Here is an 18,748-nt window from a genome sequence, read left to right as displayed (position 1 = left end):
CAGCTGAGCCGTTGCAGATCGGCGACCTGGCCATCGAGTTGGTACCGGAGCCTGGACGAAGAAGCGTCCGGGTCACCGTAGAACGTGACGCCACCATCGTGGCGGCTGTGCCGCCCGACGTCGACCGAGCCGCCTTGGAGAAGCTTCTGCGCTCCCGCCTGACCTGGCTCCACAGTAAAGTGAGCGAGCGGCGAACCGACGCTGCCGAACGCCCACACCGGCGTTTCCTCGACGGCGAAGGCTTCTTCTACCTCGGCCGGAGCTACCGTCTCAAGACCGTCGTACAGGCCGCTCGCCCGGTAGCGCTGGTGGACGGCCGATTGCGAATGCGCGCGGACCGGCTTCACTGCGCCGCTGAAGAGCTGATCGCCTGGTATGCGGAGCGCGGGCAGCAATGGCTGCCCGCCCGTGCGAGACCCTGGGCCGAGCGGATGAACACGCCCATGACAGATCTCGCTGTTCGTACGCTCGGCTACCGGTGGGGCTCGTGCTCCACCAGCGGCACCATCAACATCCACTGGGCGGTGATGCAGCTGCCCGCAGCCCTGGCCGACTACGTCCTCGTCCACGAACTCGCCCACCTCCACCACGCCAACCACTCCCCTGAGTTCTGGCAAACCGTCAGCCGGGCGCTACCCACTTTCGAAACCCGGCGGCAGCGGCTGGACGACTGGGGAGCAGGGATCTGGCTTCCCTGACGAAGAGGAGACGGTAGGCAAGGGACTGCTGCACGCAAGATCAGCAACCCCTCCGCTCGGGGTTCACCCGGGCCTTGCCTATGCGTGATCGCCTGGGCACCGCCGCACACGGAGAGCGGAGCTGATCGGCTCCGCAGTCAGGGCTCCGGCAAAGTTGTTGATCATGCTGCCAAGAGCAGGTTGATGGGGCGGTCGGCGTCGCGTGCGTGATGCCGTAGGGCAGTGGCGATGTTGCGGTGTCCGTGCAAGCGCAGCAGTGTGATCGCGGTGTTGCGCAAGCCCGCCATGACGCGCGGTGCGGGCGTCCGCGCTGGTGATCAGGTAGACGATCTCGACGGTCAGTCGGCCCTTGCGGGTGACGGTCGCCGAGCGGCCCCGCTGGCCCTGGGGATCCAGTGTGAGGGGCCATGGACCCGCTGTATCCAGCCCAATCCTCCGGCCTTCTTAACCGCACGCCTGTTTGTCAGTAGCGTTGTGCGAACGCCGATGGGGGCTCCGTGGGTCCAGGGGGTGGGGGAGCGTTGGGGAATCGTCCGACGGACTGGCACGTACTGGACTTGGACGAGGATCCGGTGCCGGGTGATCCGGACCGGGTGAAGCAGCTCGCCCGGGAGTTACATGACTTCGCCGACGACGTGGCCGATGCGCTGCGGCAGATCAAGGGCATGGCGGGCGAGGACGCGCTGCTGCGGTGGGCGGGGAAGACGGCGAAGGCGTTCCAGGACGAGTTTGAGGAAGTCCCGAAGAACCTGAAGAAGCTGCAGCGGTCGTACGACCTCGCGGGGGACGCGCTCGCCGCGTACTGGCCGAAGCTGGAGCGCGCGCAGTCCCTGGCCGACAGGGCGTTAGCCAGGGGCCGCGAGGCCCGTAACGAGTTGTCGTCCGCGACGGGCCGGCTGGAGTCGGCGAACTCCTGGGTCGACCGGGCGACGAGGAAGACCGAGGAGTACGACGAGAAGGAGGGCAAGGAGAAGCCCGACGAGTCGGAGGTACGGGCCGCCGCCCGTAACGCGACCGACGCCCAGTCCGCCCAGTCCAGCGCCCAGACGGCCGTCGACAACGCCGAGTCCGGCCTCGAAGCGGCGAAGAAGCTGGCGGCCGACGCGAAGAAGATGCGTGAGGACGCCGCCTCCGACGCGAAGGACATGCTGGAGGAGGCCTCCGACGCCGGGATCCAGAACCGGAAGTGGTGGGAGAAGGCGGTCGACTGGGTCAAGGACAACTGGGACACCATCGTCAACGTCTGCAAGGTGATCGTCGCGGTCCTCGGTATCGTCGTCCTCATCATCGGCGGACCCCTGACATGGGTGGTGCTGGCCGCCGCCCTCGTCGTCCTCGCCGACACCCTCGTCAAATACATGAACGGCGAAGCGTCCCTGTGGGACGTGGCGTTCGCCGCGCTGGACTGCATCCCCGGCATGAAGGGCCTGACCACCCTGAAGGGCCTGACCAAGGGCCTCAAGGGCGGGCTGAAGGCGATGAAGGGCCTGAAGGCCATGAAGGCCGGGCTCCTCGGCCTGGCCAAACGCGGCCGCGGCATGCTCGACGACGCCGCGCAGGGCGCCCTCAACCGGTTCAAGAACGTCGTCGCCAAGCTGACGGACCCCGTCGACCTGGCCACCGGACAGATGTTCCTCGACCAGACGGACGTCGAGCTGCCTGGCCTGCTGCCGCTGGCGTTCACCCGCCGGCTGGGCTCGACCTACCGGTGCGGCTGGTGGTTCGGCCCCACCTGGTCCTCTACCGTCGACCAGCGCCTCGAGGTCGACGAAGCGGGCGTGGTGTTCGTCACCGAGGACGGCCGGCTGCTGTCGTACCCCCACCCCCAGGGCCCTGACGCCTCCGTCCTGCCCGACCAGGGGCCACGGTGGCCCCTGGCCCGGCTGGTGACCGGCGGCTACACGGTCGCCGACCCCGTCACCGGCCACACCCGCCGCTTCTCGCCGCCCGACGCCGACGGCCTGGCCCTGATCGAGCAGATCGCCGACCGCAACGGCCACGCCGTCGACTTCACCCACGACGAGGCCGGTATGCCCACCGACATCCGCCACTCCGGCGGCTACCACCTGAAGCTGACCGCCGACGACGACCGCATCACCAGCCTCGCCCTCGCCGGCGCCGCCGACGACGGCACCGACGTGGTGATCAAACGCTTCGGCTACGACCCGGACGGCAACCTGGTCGAGGACGTCAACTCCTCGGGACTGCCCTTCAGACTCGCCTATGACCAGCGGCTGCGCGTCACGTCCTGGACGGACCGGAACGAGCGCCGGTACGACTTCACCTACGACGAGCGCGACCGGTGCATCGCCGAGGGCGGCGAGGCCGGCCACCTGGCCGTGACGATCGACTACGACGGCAGCGACCCGGACTGGCCGGGCTGCACCGTCACCACCCTGACCACCGCCGAGGGCGCCGCCACCCGCTTCGTCGTCAACGACAGCTGCCAGATCATCGCCGAGATCGACCCGCTCGGCCACACCACCCGCACAGAGTACGACACCGATCACCACCTCGTGGCGAAGACCGACGCCCTGGGCCACACCACCCGCTACGACAACAACGCCGCGGGCCAGCCGGTACGGGGCGTCCAGCCCGACGGTGTGGAGATTCATCTCGCCTACGACGAGCTCGGGCTGCCCATCCGTACGGAACTGCCCGACGGCCAGGTCTGGGCGTGGGAGTACGACGAGCGCGGCAACTGCCGGGCCACGTTCGACCCGATGGGCGCGGCGACACGGTATGCCTACGACTCGAACGGCTGCCTCGCGGCCGTCACCGATCCGGAAGGCGTCACCACGCAGGCCCGCTGCGATCCCGCCGGCCGGCTGACGGCGCTGACAGACCCGCTGGGCAACACCAGCCGCTACCACTACGACGCGTTCGGCCGGGTCTGCGCCCTGACCGACGCCCGGGGCGCAACGATTCGGATGTGGTGGTCCACCGAGGGCCACCTGCTACGCCGGGTCAGCGCGGACGGCGCGGCGGAGACCTGGGTCTACGACGCGGAGGGCAACTGCCTCCAGCACACCGATCCCGCCGGCGGCATCACGCGCTTCGCCTACGGCCCCTTCGACGTGCCGGTGGCCAAGACCACCCCGGACGGCGCCGAGTGCACCTTCGACTACGACGACCAACTGCGCCCGACGAGGGTGACCAACGCCCTCGGTCAGAGCTGGTCCTACCGCTACGATCCGGCCGGGCGCCTGATCGAGGAGACGGACTTCGACGGACGACGCACCGCCTACCGCTACAACGCGGCCGGAGCGATGGTGCAGCGCACGAACGCCCTCGGCCAGACCATCGAATTCTCCCGGGACCCGATGGGCCGGCTGACCGAGAAACGCGTCGACGGCGTGGCGAGCACCTTCACCCACGGCCCGGCCGGTGAACTCCTGTATGCCGCCGGCCCGGACTGCGAGGTCATCCGCGCATACGACGGCTGCGGCCGCGTGGTCAAGGAGGCGACCGACGGGCGCGTCACCAGCTATACCCACGACGCGGCCGGCCGCAGGACCAGCCGCCGCACCCCTTCCGGCGAGGTCACCCGCTATGCCTACGACCCGGCCGGCAACCTGGTCGCGCTGACCCCCGGCACGGGTCCCGACCTCGCCCTCACATACGATCCGGCCGGTCAGGTGCTGTCCCGCGCCTTCGGCGGCGCGCTGGCCGTGGAGCACGACTGGGACCCGGTCAGCAGGCTGACCAGCCAGCACGTCATCGCCCGCGGGCATACCGTGCGGGCACGCGACTACCACTACCGGCCCGGCGGCGCGCTCACCGCGGTCGACGACCAGGCACACGGACGCACCAGCTTCCACCTGGACGCCGCCGAGCGCGTCACCGAAGTCCGCGCCCCCGGCTGGCAGGAGACCTACGCCTACGACCCGGCCGGCAACCAGTCCGCGGCCGCATGGCCCGAGCAGCATCCGGGCCGCGAGGCCCAGGGCCCGCGTCACTACTCCGGCACGCACATCTCCGCCGGCGGCACGCGCTACGAGTACGACGGCGCCGGGCGGATCACCACGCGCATCAAGAAGAGGCTGTCGCGCAAGCCCGACGTGTGGCGCTACGAGTGGGACGGCGAGGACCGCCTCGCCGCCGTCACGACCCCGGACGGCACCCGCTGGCGCTACCGCTACGACCCGCTCGGGCGCCGCATCGCCAAGCAGCGCCTGGCCGCCGAAGACGGACGCGTCGTCGAGGAGACGCGCTTCGTCTGGGATGACACCACCCTCATCGAGCAGACCTCCGTCAGCCAGGACCTGACCCACCCCGTCACGCTCACCTGGGAATACGACGGGCAGCATCCGATCACGCAGGCGGAGCGCATCACGGATGACACCTCGCAGGAGGTGATCGATTCCCGCTTCTTCGCCATCGTCACCGACCTCGTAGGCACCCCCACCGAACTCATCGACGAGCAAGGCGCGATCGCCTGGCACACCCGCCGCACGCTGTGGGGCGGCACCGCGTGGTCCGCCACCAGCACCGCGAACACCCCGCTGCGCTTCCCGGGCCAGTACTACGACCCGGAAACCGGGCTCCACTACAACTTCCAGCGCTACTACGACCCCGAGCTGGCCCGCTACCTCAGCCCCGACCCACTCGGCCTTTCCCCGGCGCCCAACCCGGCCACCTACGTCGACAACCCGCACACCTGGAGCGACCCGCTCGGCCTGTTCCGCTGCGGGCTCAAGCAGCCCGACCTGGGAACGACCATCCCCGTCCGCCGCCCCGCCTCGGTCGGCACCGCCGCCTCGCACAGCTACAAGAAGACATTCTTCAACGCCTTCCCCCACCTGAAGGGGAAGGTGGTGGTGCATCACGCCATCGAGCAGCAGGCGCTGAAGAAGTACCCTGGCCTCTTCACCGCGGACGAGATCCACTCCCTGGAGAACCTGCGCGGGATCCCGAAGGGAGCCATCAACAACGCGGTGCACCTCAGCGAGATACGCAAGTCCTGGAACACCTTCTACAACGCGAACCCCAACCCCACCCGCCAGCAGGTGCTGGATCACGCCACCCAGGTCGACGATATGGTGGGCAGCTGGTTCACGCCGCGCATCAGGTGAAAGGCAGGGTCGCACGACATGTGGCGCGAGTTGGTCGAATCCCGAAGCGACGACGCGGAGCTGAACGCGCCGGCAGGCGAAGACGACGTCGCTGGCGTCGAGCGCACCGTCAACCAACCCCTGCCCGCCGACCTGCGCAGCTTCCTGCTGGAATCCAACGGAGTCAGCGACGAGTACGGCACCGAACTCGTCTGGCCCACGGCCACGATCATCCGGACGAACGTGGAGTTCCGGCAGAACCCGTCCTTCGCCGAGCTGTACCAGCCGTTCGACGACCTCCTGTTCTTCGGCGAGAACGGCGGCGGAGACCAGTTCGCCGTCCGCCCGGACTCCGGCAGCGGAGCGATCTACGTCTGGGACCACGAGACGGACGAGCGCACCCAGATCGCGGAAAGGCTCGAAGACTTCCTGGTCAGATCCCTGGAAGCCGACGGCGAAGACTGGTACCGCGAAGCCTGAACCATCCGCCTGCTGCTCACGAGCACGTCGGTCAGGAGGAAGATGACCGCGCGTAGGTGGAGGCAGGGCGGCCAATCCATCACCCTGTGGATCAACCACATCGCACGCGACAACCAAGATGGCCCCACCTGGCAACTACCAGCCAAAAACAACGCCGCCTCCGCCACCACCCAGCCCGCACCCTTCCCCCGCCCCGTCGTCTGGCGCCCTGGACGAATACCTCCCCGTATGCACCCACGAAGCCCCCACTCCACCCCCGACCACGGCCCTCTCCTCCTCTCCCGCCTCGGCTGCGGCCTCGACCGCGTCACCCTCCCCAAACTCCCCCGCAACGTCGCCGCCACCCACCCCGACCTCGAAGGCATCGCCCCCACCCTCATGCCTGACGCCATCGCACACTCCCCCTCGCCCTTCGCCCTGGACGACACCAACCCCGGCTGACGAACGCCCCCACCACACTCCCGTGAACCATCCCAGGCCCTACACTCCCGCCGTGGCCCGCACCCAAGATGCCCTCAACCTGCTCGCCCGCGGCAGCGGCCCCGGCTCCGGCAGATACGTCCCCGACACGGTCAAGATCATCGTGCTCTCCTGCCTCGCCGTGTTCTTCGTACTCCTCTTCCTGATGGTCCGAGCCGCGAAAAAGTACGAGCGCGACCGGCCCACTCCCCGGCACCAGGGCCCTACCCCTCCGCCAACCTGAGGCTCCACGAAGGTCAACGACCGCAGCCTCGGCCACACTCCGGCCCCTGCTCAGCTTGAGACTCAGGGTGTCGACTCAAACGGGACACTTCCCTCGTCCGGCTCCCGCCTCCGCTCGTGACCGCTCGGCGAGGCGGGCGCGTCGTCCACTGTGGCCGTCTGCTGACGGCCTGTCGGTGACGGCTGGGAGGCTGTGCCGGGAAGCTCGACGAGGAGGTACCTGTGAGGAAGCAGGGTCGGGAGCCGGAGGGCTCTTCGGTGGTCGACCGCATCGGTCGGCGCGGGGACTCAGCCGCCGCCGGTGCCCGGGGGCGCCAGCGGGCGATGGCCAGCGGCTACGCGCCGGGGCTGTGTGCGCGGCTGGTCACCTCGTGCCGCAACGGGGATCATCAGGACCGTAAGCACCCCAGCATCGCCATGATGGTTAAGGAACAGGCCGCGGGGGTGCCGGGCCTTTGCATAGACGTCCCCAAGCCGGCCCGGAGCATCGCGGAGGCGCGGGCCGCGCTGGCGGTCCGCGCCGACATCGTGGTGGTCATCGGGCACAGCGCGCACTACTCGGAGGTACGCGGGGAGTGGGGGGAGTGGACAGACTTGCTCGACATCCCGACAGCGAACCTGACGGGCGTTGTCGACGCCAGCGTACTGGTGCTGGCCTCATGCAACCTGCTGGACGCCGCGGGTCTCGCGCGCATCGTGCGTCGCCCGACTCCCGCTCTGGTCTGCCGAAAGAAGGCTCTCTGGGAGCACGAGGAGTTGCTGCTGCCCCCGTTGCTGGCCGCGCTCGCCAACGGCGGGCGGCCGGATGGGCCGGAGGGCTGGGCCGCCCACTTGGAGGCCGCGACCGAAGCAGCCAAGGAGACGGCCAGGCAGACGAAACGGCGCGCGCACTGGGGCCGCTGGCAGGTGCGCATGCTCGACCCAACTGAGGCGGGGTACAGGCTGTGACCTCCCCTGCTGCGCTGTTGCCGGAGGCCCTGGACGAGTTGCCCGAGGGCCGGGGTGCACGCCTTCCGGCTTACGCTGTCGGCGGCCCGCCGCAAACCGCGGCTTCCTGGGGCGACGGCTCCGCAGCGGCCGGCGAGTGCGCAGGGGACTTGGCCGGGCGCGGTGGGCGGGTCGTCGGCAACCTGCTGGCGATCGGCCGCGGGGCCTACAGCTCGTCCTGACCGGCTTGTCACGGCGGAGCAGAACCGCGTGCAGAAGGCCCTTGCGAGCTATCCTCGGCCGCGGCGGGCCCTGCTGTGCCGTGCCCACCGCTGACGACGTCGCCTCATCCGACTCCCTTCGAGGCGGCCTACTCGCATGGACCGGGCTGGGCGCGCCCCGGCTCTGGGTAGACGTGAAGCCCCTGGTAGGAACACATCTGCCAAGGCCATGTCCGCCGATCCCCGCGGGCGGGCACGGGTGCGCAGGGTGGATCTTCGCCCGGTCCGTGGATCCAGCGTGAACAGGGGATAGCCCCGCCATTTCCGGCGGCTGGATCCTGGCTGGATCCAGTCCTGCCCTCCGGTGTTTCCGCAAGTCAAAATTGCGTGCCTGGTGTTCCGCTTCAATGTTTAGCCCCGCGATACCGCGACTCGGGTGAATTAGCAAACCACCAGGTCAGCCGGGTGTACCCCGGTTTCGGGTCGCCCCCGTCCGCGTACGGTGGCTGGATTTTGGCTGGATGGCCTGACGGCTCGTCACCTGTCGTCATCTGTCGTTCTCCGCACGCTGGCTGGATATTGGCTGGAGAGCGCGGACCGGCGGGACAACGCAGGGGGTGCGGGCGGACGGTGTGTGCGCCCGCGTCGGCCGAGCAATCGGGGGAACGCACCCCCGGGGTCGGCGTGTGTGGACGGCACCGTCGCCGCCCGCGTGGGCCGCTGGGCGGGGCCGGTCGGCTATCCCGTTTCCCTATGAGCCCTCGGCAGGGGACCCAGAACATGTGAACGGTTATGAGCCCCGGTCGCCGTGCGCACAGATCACCATCGAGTCCACTTTGCCCCTCTGGTGTTCGTCTCAATGGCCGAAGTCGCAGGGGCCGGGTCGGGTCGCGCAGTTACGTCGCCTTCCAGCGCAAACGTCGGAGCATGACTGCGAAGGTGGGCGAATCATCGAACGGCTTATCTTGGCCTACCTTTTCGTATCCCCAGGATTCGTAGAGGGATTGCACCTTCCTGTGCTCGCGGTCCACGCTGAGCACCACGAGGTGCTCTGTGCGGTCCTTCAGGAGAGCGTCGTGCAGATGCCCGGAGGTACCGGTCTTGCGCCACTTGGGCCGCACCATCAGCTCGGACAGGCCGAACGTGGTTTGGTGCTCGGGCTCGGGGTCGAGATGACCGCGCCACCACTCCGATTGCGGCGCGAGTGGAGCGCCGTACGCGAAGCCAACGGGATCAGTGGCGTCGTACCCGATCACACAGGACCAGCCCGGGTTCGACGACCAGTGGTCGACGAACCACTCGAAACGAGCCCGGGTGTGAAAGAGGTCATCCATCTGATCGGCGTAGCAGTCGTCGTGCACATCAAGCAGTAACGTCCGCAACTCGGCGGCGTCGTCGTGGCCATAAGAGCGGATGGTGAGTGCGCCGCCCGTCATGAGACCACCACCCTGTAACGTTCGACGAAGTCAGTGGACCCGGCGGGACGGTGCCTTCGGACATCGCTTTGGAACCTGTCCAGTTCCTGGGCCCAGCGTTGGCTGTGCACCCCGGGCAGCAGGTCCAGCGCACTATGGCCGGCGGCTAGTGCTTCGTCGGCATCGCCTGCTGCGAAGGTGCTTCGTGCGAGGCTGACGCGGGTGGCGAAGGAGTTGCGGCGGTACTCGTTCGTCGAGGTGCGGGCGACAGCGTCGTACGCGGCCTGGGCCGCGCGTGCGTGGTCACCAAGACTGGAAAAGCACATGGCGGTCTGTGCCACGATTTCGTCTGGCCCGCAGAATGCGAGCCACGCTGGGGGCTCGTCTGAGGCGCGGTCCAACTCCTGTTCCGCGCGGTGCAGGGACTGCGCGCAACGTCCGGGCTGGCCCGTGGCGGCATGCCCGAGGGCGACTCTGGAGTGCAGGAGCGCGGACAGTCGCGGATCGCGTCGGCCGCGGGTGGTATCCAGCGCGGCGCGAGCGATGGCTACGGCCTCGGCACCGTGACCGAGGTCTACCGCCTGCCGCGCCATGTTGGACCAGATCCGAGCCTCCAGTTCCGTGGCCCTGCCCAGACGGGCGTACTGCAACGCCGTGCGCCAGTGTTCCCGTGCTTCTTGATGCTTCTGGGAGTCGTAGGCGAGCCAGCCTGTCTCCGCGCTGATCTCGCCGACGGCGCGGTAGAGAGCGGTTTGCACGCGACTGCCGTAAGTGCAGTGCCGGATGGCGTGTTCGAGGTGTCCGACGTATCGGCTGGCGATGCTGACAAGCCTGGCGCCTCCATGCTCACCGTCGAGCTGGACGAGACGCGCCTCCGCACCGTGGATGCGCTCCACGTCGCCCACGCCGATGCGGCCCGATGCGGGCAGGGCCGGGAGCGCGATGAGCGTGCCGACGTTGAGGACGAACTTTCGGCGGTACACGGATGAGTCCTGATCCTGGTGGAGGTCTGCTCTTCGAACGGTAACCCTGCGCGTGGCCACATGGGGAGGCCGGAAACCGAGTTCGGTGGCAGTCAGCCCGAGAACTGCCTGTAGGGAGAGCCGCGTTGGGTCTTGTGGCCAGGTGACTTCGCCTCTGAGCAGCCGTCGGATGTGGCGGTCGCTGCACCCGCCATGCCTCCCGTAGAGCACCTCATGCGCGTCGTTGACGGCGTCGGCCAACCCGCTCTGTGTATAGCCGGAATCCTTGATGGCACGGCTCAGGGCCTCGTTCGGCTGTAAAGACATGGGCATCGTCTTCCGCTGGTGATACCCGTCACAGTAGGGGTTGGTTCACCGCCAGCGGAGAGAAGTGCCCGGTTGCGGTGAAGCAACCCAAGGCGGCTCTGTCCTGTTTCATGCGACATCAAGCCACGAAGGTGAGAGGCCCCAGCCCGTACCCCAGCGGAGCCCTCATGCCGACCTCCTCGCCTGACGCAGCAGCGACCGCAGCCGACTCACAGGCTGTTTCGACTGGCCATCCCCTAGACGTCGCGGTCATCGCCGACACCATCGAGTCTGTACGCCTGCGGCTTTACCCGCCCGGAAGCAGGACGTTGGACGAGGTGGTGGACAAGCTGCGTGGCCACGTCGGTCTGCTCCTGGCGGAACCCCTCGGCCCTGACGACGCACGCCGATGTGTCATCGTCCGAGCTGCGGCGAAACTGCTGGCTGGGGCGCCCAGTTTCGATGCACCGGACATCTTGCGATGGCAGTATGTGTCGGCGCTGGCCACGACGTGCGATGCCCTCCTCATGCGCTGGATCGCCTACGCCCAGTCCGAGGGGGACTACGTGGTGCGCTGCGAGCCGGACGGTGACGGGTACTACGTGATGGACCGTGCCTCCGGCTGCATCGCCTCCCGGCGCTCTGCTGGCATCTCCCGCCCGGCGCGTCGGTTGCCGGTCGACGAGGCTACGGCGCTTGCACGGCGCCTCAACGATGGCCGCGATACCCGCCAGGCGAGACGCCCCCAGGGCCGCTAGACCCCAACCGTCCGTCCGGAGGACGCGGGAGAGACCCCGGTGGCCTGCACGACGGTTCCCGTGCAGGACTCGCGATGGCGCGCCACATGGAGGGCGGCGGGCTCCACCCGTGCGCTATGCGGCCATGACCGCCCGGCCTACGAACCTCTGTACGTGAGAGGTAGCCGTATGACGACGAGCTACGACGTCATCGACGTCGCTGAGGAATCGGCGTCCGCCCGGCCGGGGCCTGAACGAACGCAGCCTGCGCGGCGAATGCTCCGCCGCTCCAGCCGACAAGGAGTGCTGACGATGACGTGCGACAGCAATCTGCGCCCGCAGAATGACTGGGCGGATCGCACCTACGCCGTGGTCGACATCGCACGCAACGGCCAGACCCCGCCCGATGCGGTCGAGGTCGCGGTGGTGCCCATCGTTGCGGGTGTGATCGGTGAGCCGAAGACCTGGCTCCTCTGCCCCGACCTGCCCATCACCAGCACGGCGACGCGCATACACGGCATCAGCAATCGCCATACGGTCGATGCACCGCCATTCGCCCGCGTCGAGAACGCGATCCGCACCGCGCTGGACGCTTGCGTGTTCGTCGGTCACAACGCCCTGATGGACCGCAACCTGCTGCAGCGCAAGCTCACCGGCTGGATTCCTTCCGCGGTGCTGAGCACGATGCCGCTGGCCAGGCGCTTCGCCCCGGAACACAGGGGGTTCCGCCTAGACACGCTCGCCGACACGTTCGGACTGGCCGATGACCTGCCGCCGGGCCTCCATCCCCGACGCACCACCTACAGGGCGCTCGTCACCGCCCGGTTGCTCGTCCACCTGGCCAACAAAGCAGGCTCCTGGGAAGAACTGCGCCGCCCGGGCCAGCCGCCGACCAGCCACCCCGCCCCGCCCTCCGCCTGACGACCACAGGAGCCATCCCCCATGTCCAACCCTGTTGACGGTCTCACGCTCCAGGAGTGTCAGGTCACGACACGCCCGAAGGACGGCGGCCCCTCGTGGGCGCCGTGGCCCGCGGGCAGGTCCAATGACGGTTCCACGCGGCGGGTGGCGCCGACGCCCCGGCCCAGTGTCCTTGACTCTCCGGCCTCGTACGAATCGCTCGTTGCCGTCGCCCCACCGCGCGTGCCTTGGGAGAAGGGCTCCTGCCATGGCTGAGCCACGTGACCGGCCCACGCCCGACGGATCAGCACTGAAGCTCGCACCGGCGCGCTCACGGGGCAGTGCCGTGCCCGTCCGCCCCCGCGGCCCGTGGATGTGGAGCCGCAGGCATTGGCGGAGAGACGGTGCGAGCACGATGACGAAGGCGTCCGCCACGGCTCTGCCGGCTTACCGCGAGACTCTGCCGCGCACGGAGGCGTCGGTGGCCCAGGCCCGGCGCCTGGTCTCCGCCTCGCTGCGCGTGTGGTCGCTGGAAGCCGGCGAGGCCACAGGGTGCCTGGTGACCAGTGAGTTGGTGACGAACGCGGTGCGGCACGCGCGCCTGGCAGCGGTGATCGTCCGGGTCTCCCGGACCGCCCCCCGCCGGGTCCGGGTGGCGGTCGTCGACTTCTCCCGAACCCCGCCGACGCTCATCAACGCTGGTGTGGACGACGAGTCGGGGCGGGGCCTGGCCGCGGTCGCCGCGGTCTCCACGGCATGGGGCGTCGACATGCTGCCCTGGGGCAAGCGGATCTGGGCCGACCTCGACGTTCCCGCAGGAGACTCATGAACGGCCGCATCTCCGAGCTGGTCTACATCGCCATCCTCGTCGGCGCCCTCGTCCTCCTCACCGTCGGGATCGCCTCAGGCGACTGAGCAGTCTCCCCTCGTTCCGTCCGGGTGCGCCGCGGGGCGAGGGCGATCGGGCCCGGGCCGGCGCCAACTCCCGTAGCCCGGCCCGGGACCAGGCCCACGTGCACCCACCGCACCACCCCCGCTTTCTTGCCGTTGCCGACGTGCGCAAAGGCGAGGCAGGGCTCCCAGCCCCGACCAGAGTGATCCGCAGAAGGGATATCCCATGCACGACACCGTGAACGCTGGCAGGCACAACGTCATCGACCCGACGCACGAACTCCAAGACGCTCTGGCCACGGTGGGAAGGACTCTTCCCGCCTGGGGCGTGGACGGCTCCTTCCTGGCGGGCCCCACCATCGAGCAGTACCGGACCGCCCTGGACTCCGCTCCGCGGTTCAACGAATTCCGGGACCATCTTCTCTCCGTGCTCTTCGGAGAGAAGGGCGGGTACGCCGTGGTCCGGCTGGGGCACATCGCCCAGGTATTGGGTGTCGGGGAAGTGTTCCGCCGTTTGGCCACGGCGATCCTTGCCGAGGTGGCGGTCCCCTTTCAGCCTTTCCGGCGATGGCCGCTGTGGAAGGAGATCGGGACCAATCTCAGCGCCAAGCCCGGTCTGTCCACCGGCACGGGCTACAACGCGTTCCACATGGACCTGGTCAACGCGACCTTACCGCCGGACTACACCACGCTGGTGTGCGTGCAACCCGACCCGCTCGGGGCCGGCGCGAGCATCCTGTCCGACGCACGTGAGGCCGTATCGCGCTTGACGCCCGAAAGCCGCGCCCTGCTGGCCGACGTGGCATACCGGTACGGAGGCTTCTTCGACCTGGCCGATGTCGGTGAGGAGTACGCCCCGTTCCCCGTCCTGGACCGGGACCCCGAGGACCGGGGGTTCGTACGGTTCACCGCCAAGATGCTCGTCGAGTCCAGTCTCGACCAGGAGCACGCCCGGGCGGCAAGGGACCTCGCGGACCAGATGGTGGCCGGCCAGCTCTCCTACACGCTCCGGCGCGGCGACATCCTGATCATCGACCAGCACCGCTGGGTCCACGGCCGCGAACCGCTCGGTGACGGCCAGCACCGTGTCAGCCCCGGGAACCGCCGCCTGCTGCTCCAGTTGTTCCTGCGCGGTGCGGGCGCTATGGCTCCGGCTGTCTCGTAGGTTGTGCGTGCGGGTGTCTGGCCGGGGCCGTCGGCGGGTGCTAGATCCGCGAGTTGCGCAGGGACTGCCACACCGCGCCGGCCAGCGCCCGCGTCGCCCGCGGCACCGACAGTCCCTCGTGCTCGCGGTACAGCTCCCAGTTGTACGGGACGAGCGACAGCTTGTTGGAGGACAGCGATCCCGCCTGGTGGGCCCGGTACACGGCAAGGGGCTCGGGAAGGCCCCGGGCGTCAGCACCGTCCCGCATGATCGACAGCCACAGGGCGTAGTCCTGCCTCTTGCGCATCTCGGGCATCAGCCTGGTGCCCAGAACGGTGCGGTCGTACATCGCAGTCAGGGCACCGATGTGGTCCTTCACCAGCATCGCGCGGTAGTCCACGTGCTCCCGCGCGCGGACCACGCGCCCGTTGGGGACGAAGTCGGTGCTCTCGCCGTCGTAGTCGGCGTCCATCTTGAAGTACGAGGTGAACGTCAGGGGCGCCGGACCGGCCGCGGCGAATGCGATCTGCCGCTCGGTCTTCTCCGGCAGCCACATATCGTCGCTGTCGAGGAAGGCGACGTAGTCGCCCCGGGCCCGCTCGATGGCCAGGTTGCGTGCCCGGCCGGCACCGCCCCGTTCGGGTGCCGACTCGGGCAGGACACGCTCGTCCTGCCGGGCGAACTCCATGAGCAGGTCCATGGAGCCATCAGAGGACTTGTCGTCGGTGACCAGCAGCTCCAGGTCGCTGTGCGTCTGCGTGAGCACCGACCGGACGGCCGCGCCGAGAGTGGCTGCCGAGTTGTACACGGGCATCACGACGGACACCAGGGGCACAGCGCTACTCCTTGCTCAGCCAGAACGACGGTCCATTCAAGCACCACGATCGAGGAGGGGCAGACATGCACGTTGTCGTTGCCGGCCAGGGCTACGTGGGGCTGCCTCTGGCCGTACGCGCCGCAGAGACCGGCCACCGCGTAGTCGGCTACGACGTGAACCCGCACCGCGTCCGACAGCTCGCCACCGGCAGCTCCTACGTGGAAGACGTCCCCTCCGCGCGACTGCGCGCGGTGCTGGACTGCGCGGCCTACTCCGCGACCACCGATGCCGCCGCCCTGCCCCCGTACGACATCGCAGTCATCACCGTGCCCACCCCGCTGCGGGCCGGGGTACCCGACCTGGCATGCGTCGAATCCTGTACCCGCACACTCGGCGAGCACCTGCGCCCCGGCGCGACCGTGGTCCTGGAGTCCACGACCTACCCCGGCACCACCGAGGAAGTCGTCCTGCCCCTGTTGGAGAAGACATCCGGGCTGACCGCCGGCACCGACTTCCACGCCGGCTTCAGCCCCGAGCGCATCGACCCGGGAAACACGGCATGGCCCTTCGAGAAGACACCCAAGGTGGTCTCCGGCATCGACACCCCCTCGCTTGACGTGATCAGGGACTTCTACAACACCCTGGTGAAGACGACGGTCCCCGTCTCGGGAACCAAAGTGGCGGAACTCGCCAAGCTGATCGAGAACACCTTCCGGCACGTCAACATCGCGCTGGTCAACGAGATGGCGATGCTCGCCAGGCCGCTCGGCGTGAGCACCTGGGAGGCGATCGACGCCGCCGCCTCCAAGCCGTTCGGCTTCATGCGGTTCACCCCCGGCCCCGGCGTCGGCGGCCACTGCCTGCCGATCGACCCCTCATTCCTCTCCTGGAAAGTGGAGCGCACAGCCGGCGTCCCCTTCCGGTTCGTGGACCTCGCCAACGACATCAACGCCCACATGCCCGACTACGTGGTCCGACGGCTCATCGAGGCTTTCAACACGCGCCGCATCACGGTCAGCGGATCCCGCATCCTGCTGCTCGGCCTGGCATACAAGGCCAACACCTCCGACGCCCGCGAGTCACCCTCCGCCCGCGTCGCCGAACTGCTGCTCGACCTCGGCGCTGAAGTACGCGGAGCAGCCCCCCACGTCGGAGCGGAAACCTGCCCCGACAACCGCCTCATCCGGATCACAGCAACCGCGGCGGAGCTCACCGCATCCGACGCCGTCGTGCTGCTGACAGACCACACGGCCTTCGACTACGAAACGATCCTTGCCCACGCGCCGTACGTGCTCGACTGCCGGAACCGGCTCACCGGCGCCAATGTCGACGTGCTGTGAACGGTAATCAAGAGAGTTCCACGAAGCAGCCCGGAGACGCTGTACATTTCCTCGCTTCCTCCGGGTGAATTCATCGGGAGTATCACGAATCCGGCCCTGTCTCACTTTCGGTGGTGACGGAGCGTCGTGAGCGTCGTTGACTCCCGAGTGAAGGATGTCAACGAGTTCGCGCAGACGGTGTTCTCGGGCCTGTCCCCGCTGGTCATCGAGGATGTGGTCGACGAAGGCGAGCGGATCACGGTGCGGGCACGAACTCCGCGGGACACTGCGGTCTGCCCGGTGTGCGGGGCCTCGTCGGAACGCGTGCACGGCTATCACTGGCGGACGGTGGCCGACGTGCCGGTCGATGAACGACGGGTGGTGGTCTGTGTGCGGGTGCGGCGCATGGTGTGTCCCACGCGCGGCTGCCGCCACACCTTTCGCGAGCAGGTGCCCGGAGTGCTGGACCGATATCAGCGGCGAACCGTCCGTCTGACCAGGCAAGTCAAGGCCGTGGTCAAGGAGTTAGCGGGCCGGGCGGGGACACGGTTGCTGGCGATACTCGCGGTGAGCCTGTCTCGTCACACGGCACTGCGCACCCTGTTGCGGATCCCGCTGCCCACCGGCCGGGTACCCCGGGTGATCGGCGTCGACGACTTCGCTCTGCGCCGGCGCCACCGCTATGCCACCGTGATCACCGACGCCGAGACCCACGAGCGGATCGACGTGCTGCCCGACCGCACCGCCGACACTCTGGAAGTGTGGCTGCGCGAACATCCGGGCATCGAGGTCGTGTGCCGTGACGGCTCGGCGACCTACGCCGAGGCGATCCGGCGCGCCTTGCCCGACGCGGTGCAGGTCGCGGACCGGTGGCATTTGTGGCACAACCTGTGCGAAGCCGCGCTGAGCGAGGTCAAGGCGCACAGCGCCTGCTGGGCCACCGTGCTGGACGCGCCGATCTACGACGGACCTCGCGCCCAGACCACCCTGGAACGCTGGCACCAGGTCCACGGCCTCCTCGACCAGGGTGTCGGCCTCCTCGAATGCGCCCGCCGCCTGCAACTGGCCTTGAACACGGTCAAACGCTACGCCCGCGCCGATCGGCCCGAGCGCATGCTCCGCGTCCCGAAGTACCGCGCCAGCCTCGTCGACCCCTACCGTGAACACCTGCGTAAACGCCGGGCCGAGGACCCCTCCGTCCCCGTGAAGCACCTCTTCGAGGAGATCAAGGCCCTCGGCTTCACGGGCTGCCTGAACCTCCTGCACAAATACATCAACCAAGGCCGCGCGGACGCCGACCGCAGCCACATCTCCCCGCGCAGGCTCGCTCGGATGCTCCTCACCAGGCCCGACAACCTCAAGCCCGAGCATCGCGATCTTCTGGACCGGCTCACCGCCGCATGCCCCGAAATGACCCACCTGACCGCCTGCATCAGGGACTTCGCCCAACTCCTGACGCCTTGCGCAGCAAATATCGACGGGCTTGCGCGCTGGATCGTCCACGTCCGCGCAGTCGATCTGCCCCATCTGCACGCCTTCACCCGGGGCCTGGAGCGGGACCGTGGCGCCGTGATCGCCGCGCTCACACTCCCCTACAGCAACGGCCCCACCGAGGGCGTCAACACCAAGACCAAACGGATCGCACGCCAGATGCACGGCCGAGCAGGCTTCACCCTCCTCCGCCACCGCATCCTCCTCGGTTAGCATCACTCTCCGTCACCACCGAAAGTGAGACAGGGCCGTTACACCTACACCCCCCGCGGCATGGTCGACGTCGAGACCAAAGCCAACGGCAACCAGCTCGACCACGACTACTACGCCAACGGCGCCCTGAAGACCAGCCGGGAAACCAACGACACCACCCTGGTCGCCTCCCACACCTACGACTGGGACCCCAACGGCAACAAAGCCGAGGACGTCTTCAGCCGCATGAACGCCGACACCGGCGCGCTGGCGGACACCACCAGCACCTACACCTACGACCCCGCNGACCGCATCACCACACTCGGCAAGACCGGTCTGGGTGCCGGCAGCGAAACCTACGTCCATGATGCGAACGCCAACGTCGTCGAGCAGAGCGTCGACGGGGTGACCACCAGGTTCGACTACAACCGCAACCGGCTGCAGCAGGCCACCGTCACCGGCGACGGCTCCGGCGGCCTCACCTCGGCCTAC

15 protein-coding genes are annotated in these 18,748 nt (G+C 68.6%); 12 read left to right on the top strand and 3 right to left on the bottom strand.

Annotation, left to right across the window (positions count from 1 at the left end; all coding sequences use genetic code 11):
- Window positions 1-11: 11 nt before the first annotated feature.
- The 6 genes from B124_RS25450 (at window position 12) to B124_RS25425 (ending at window position 7,882) form a co-directional block, all read left to right on the top strand.
- Window positions 12-698, top strand: coding sequence for a M48 family metallopeptidase (locus B124_RS25450; protein ID WP_496505282.1), 687 nt, complete (start codon window positions 12-14; stop codon window positions 696-698).
- A 521-nt stretch (window positions 699-1,219) separates the two neighbouring features.
- Window positions 1,220-5,773, top strand: coding sequence for an RHS repeat-associated core domain-containing protein (locus B124_RS25445; RefSeq protein ID WP_496505281.1), 4,554 nt, complete (start codon window positions 1,220-1,222; stop codon window positions 5,771-5,773).
- An 18-nt stretch (window positions 5,774-5,791) separates the two neighbouring features.
- Window positions 5,792-6,232: an SMI1/KNR4 family protein gene (locus tag B124_RS25440; protein ID WP_496505280.1), complete on the top strand. Its 441-nt coding sequence runs from the start codon at window positions 5,792-5,794 to the stop codon at window positions 6,230-6,232.
- Window positions 6,233-6,460: 228 nt separating this feature from the next.
- Entirely contained in the window at window positions 6,461-6,673 is a 213-nt protein-coding gene (locus tag B124_RS25435) for a hypothetical protein (RefSeq protein ID WP_496505279.1), read from the top strand.
- A gap of 52 nt (window positions 6,674-6,725) precedes the next feature.
- Window positions 6,726-6,935, top strand: coding sequence for a hypothetical protein (locus tag B124_RS25430; protein WP_496505278.1), 210 nt, complete (start codon window positions 6,726-6,728; stop codon window positions 6,933-6,935).
- A 221-nt stretch (window positions 6,936-7,156) separates the two neighbouring features.
- Window positions 7,157-7,882 carry a hypothetical protein gene (locus B124_RS25425; protein WP_496505277.1) on the top strand — a complete coding sequence of 242 codons (726 nt, stop codon included), beginning with the start codon at window positions 7,157-7,159 and terminating at the stop codon, window positions 7,880-7,882.
- Between the two features lie 1,096 nt (window positions 7,883-8,978).
- Here the strand turns inward: B124_RS25425 and B124_RS25420 are convergent.
- A complete protein-coding gene (locus tag B124_RS25420) occupies window positions 8,979-9,518 on the bottom strand; it encodes a GNAT family N-acetyltransferase (RefSeq protein WP_496505276.1) in 540 nt (179 codons plus the stop codon).
- Complete coding sequence (locus B124_RS25415) at window positions 9,515-10,786, bottom strand: NsdA family TPR-like regulatory protein (protein ID WP_496505275.1); 1,272 nt, start codon at window positions 10,784-10,786, stop codon at window positions 9,515-9,517. The genes B124_RS25420 and B124_RS25415 overlap by 4 nt, the downstream gene beginning before the upstream one ends.
- A gap of 167 nt (window positions 10,787-10,953) precedes the next feature.
- Here B124_RS25415 and B124_RS25410 point away from each other — a divergent pair, with 167 nt between their 5' ends.
- The 4 genes from B124_RS25410 to B124_RS25395 all read left to right on the top strand — a co-directional run bounded on the left by B124_RS25410 (window position 10,954) and on the right by B124_RS25395 (window position 14,458).
- The gene (locus B124_RS25410) at window positions 10,954-11,523 is read left to right on the top strand and encodes a hypothetical protein (protein ID WP_496505274.1); all 570 of its coding nucleotides are present in this window, start codon (window positions 10,954-10,956) and stop codon (window positions 11,521-11,523) included.
- A 168-nt stretch (window positions 11,524-11,691) separates the two neighbouring features.
- Window positions 11,692-12,423, top strand: a complete 732-nt coding sequence (locus B124_RS25405) for a 3'-5' exonuclease (RefSeq protein WP_496505273.1) — start codon at window positions 11,692-11,694, stop codon at window positions 12,421-12,423.
- 394 nt (window positions 12,424-12,817) lie between these two features.
- A complete protein-coding gene (locus tag B124_RS25400; RefSeq protein ID WP_496505272.1) occupies window positions 12,818-13,231 on the top strand; it encodes an ATP-binding protein in 414 nt (137 codons plus the stop codon).
- Window positions 13,232-13,519: 288 nt separating this feature from the next.
- The gene (locus B124_RS25395; protein WP_496505271.1) at window positions 13,520-14,458 is read left to right on the top strand and encodes a TauD/TfdA family dioxygenase; all 939 of its coding nucleotides are present in this window, start codon (window positions 13,520-13,522) and stop codon (window positions 14,456-14,458) included.
- Between the two features lie 40 nt (window positions 14,459-14,498).
- Here the strand turns inward: B124_RS25395 and B124_RS25390 are convergent, their stop codons facing one another.
- The gene (locus tag B124_RS25390) at window positions 14,499-15,272 is read right to left on the bottom strand and encodes a glycosyltransferase family 2 protein (RefSeq protein ID WP_496505270.1); all 774 of its coding nucleotides are present in this window, start codon (window positions 15,270-15,272) and stop codon (window positions 14,499-14,501) included.
- A 65-nt stretch (window positions 15,273-15,337) separates the two neighbouring features.
- Between B124_RS25390 and B124_RS25385 the strand changes: the two genes are divergently transcribed.
- Both B124_RS25385 and B124_RS25380 read left to right on the top strand, forming a co-directional pair.
- Complete coding sequence (locus tag B124_RS25385; protein WP_496505269.1) at window positions 15,338-16,594, top strand: nucleotide sugar dehydrogenase; 1,257 nt, start codon at window positions 15,338-15,340, stop codon at window positions 16,592-16,594.
- Window positions 16,595-16,741: 147 nt separating this feature from the next.
- Window positions 16,742-18,277 carry an ISL3 family transposase gene (locus B124_RS25380; RefSeq protein WP_496505330.1) on the top strand — a complete coding sequence of 512 codons (1,536 nt, stop codon included), beginning with the start codon at window positions 16,742-16,744 and terminating at the stop codon, window positions 18,275-18,277.
- Window positions 18,278-18,748 lie beyond the last annotated feature (471 nt).

The sequence above is a fragment of the Streptomyces sp. CNP082 genome, assembly GCF_059570535.1.
This window is presented reverse-complemented; position numbering and strand designations above follow the sequence as displayed.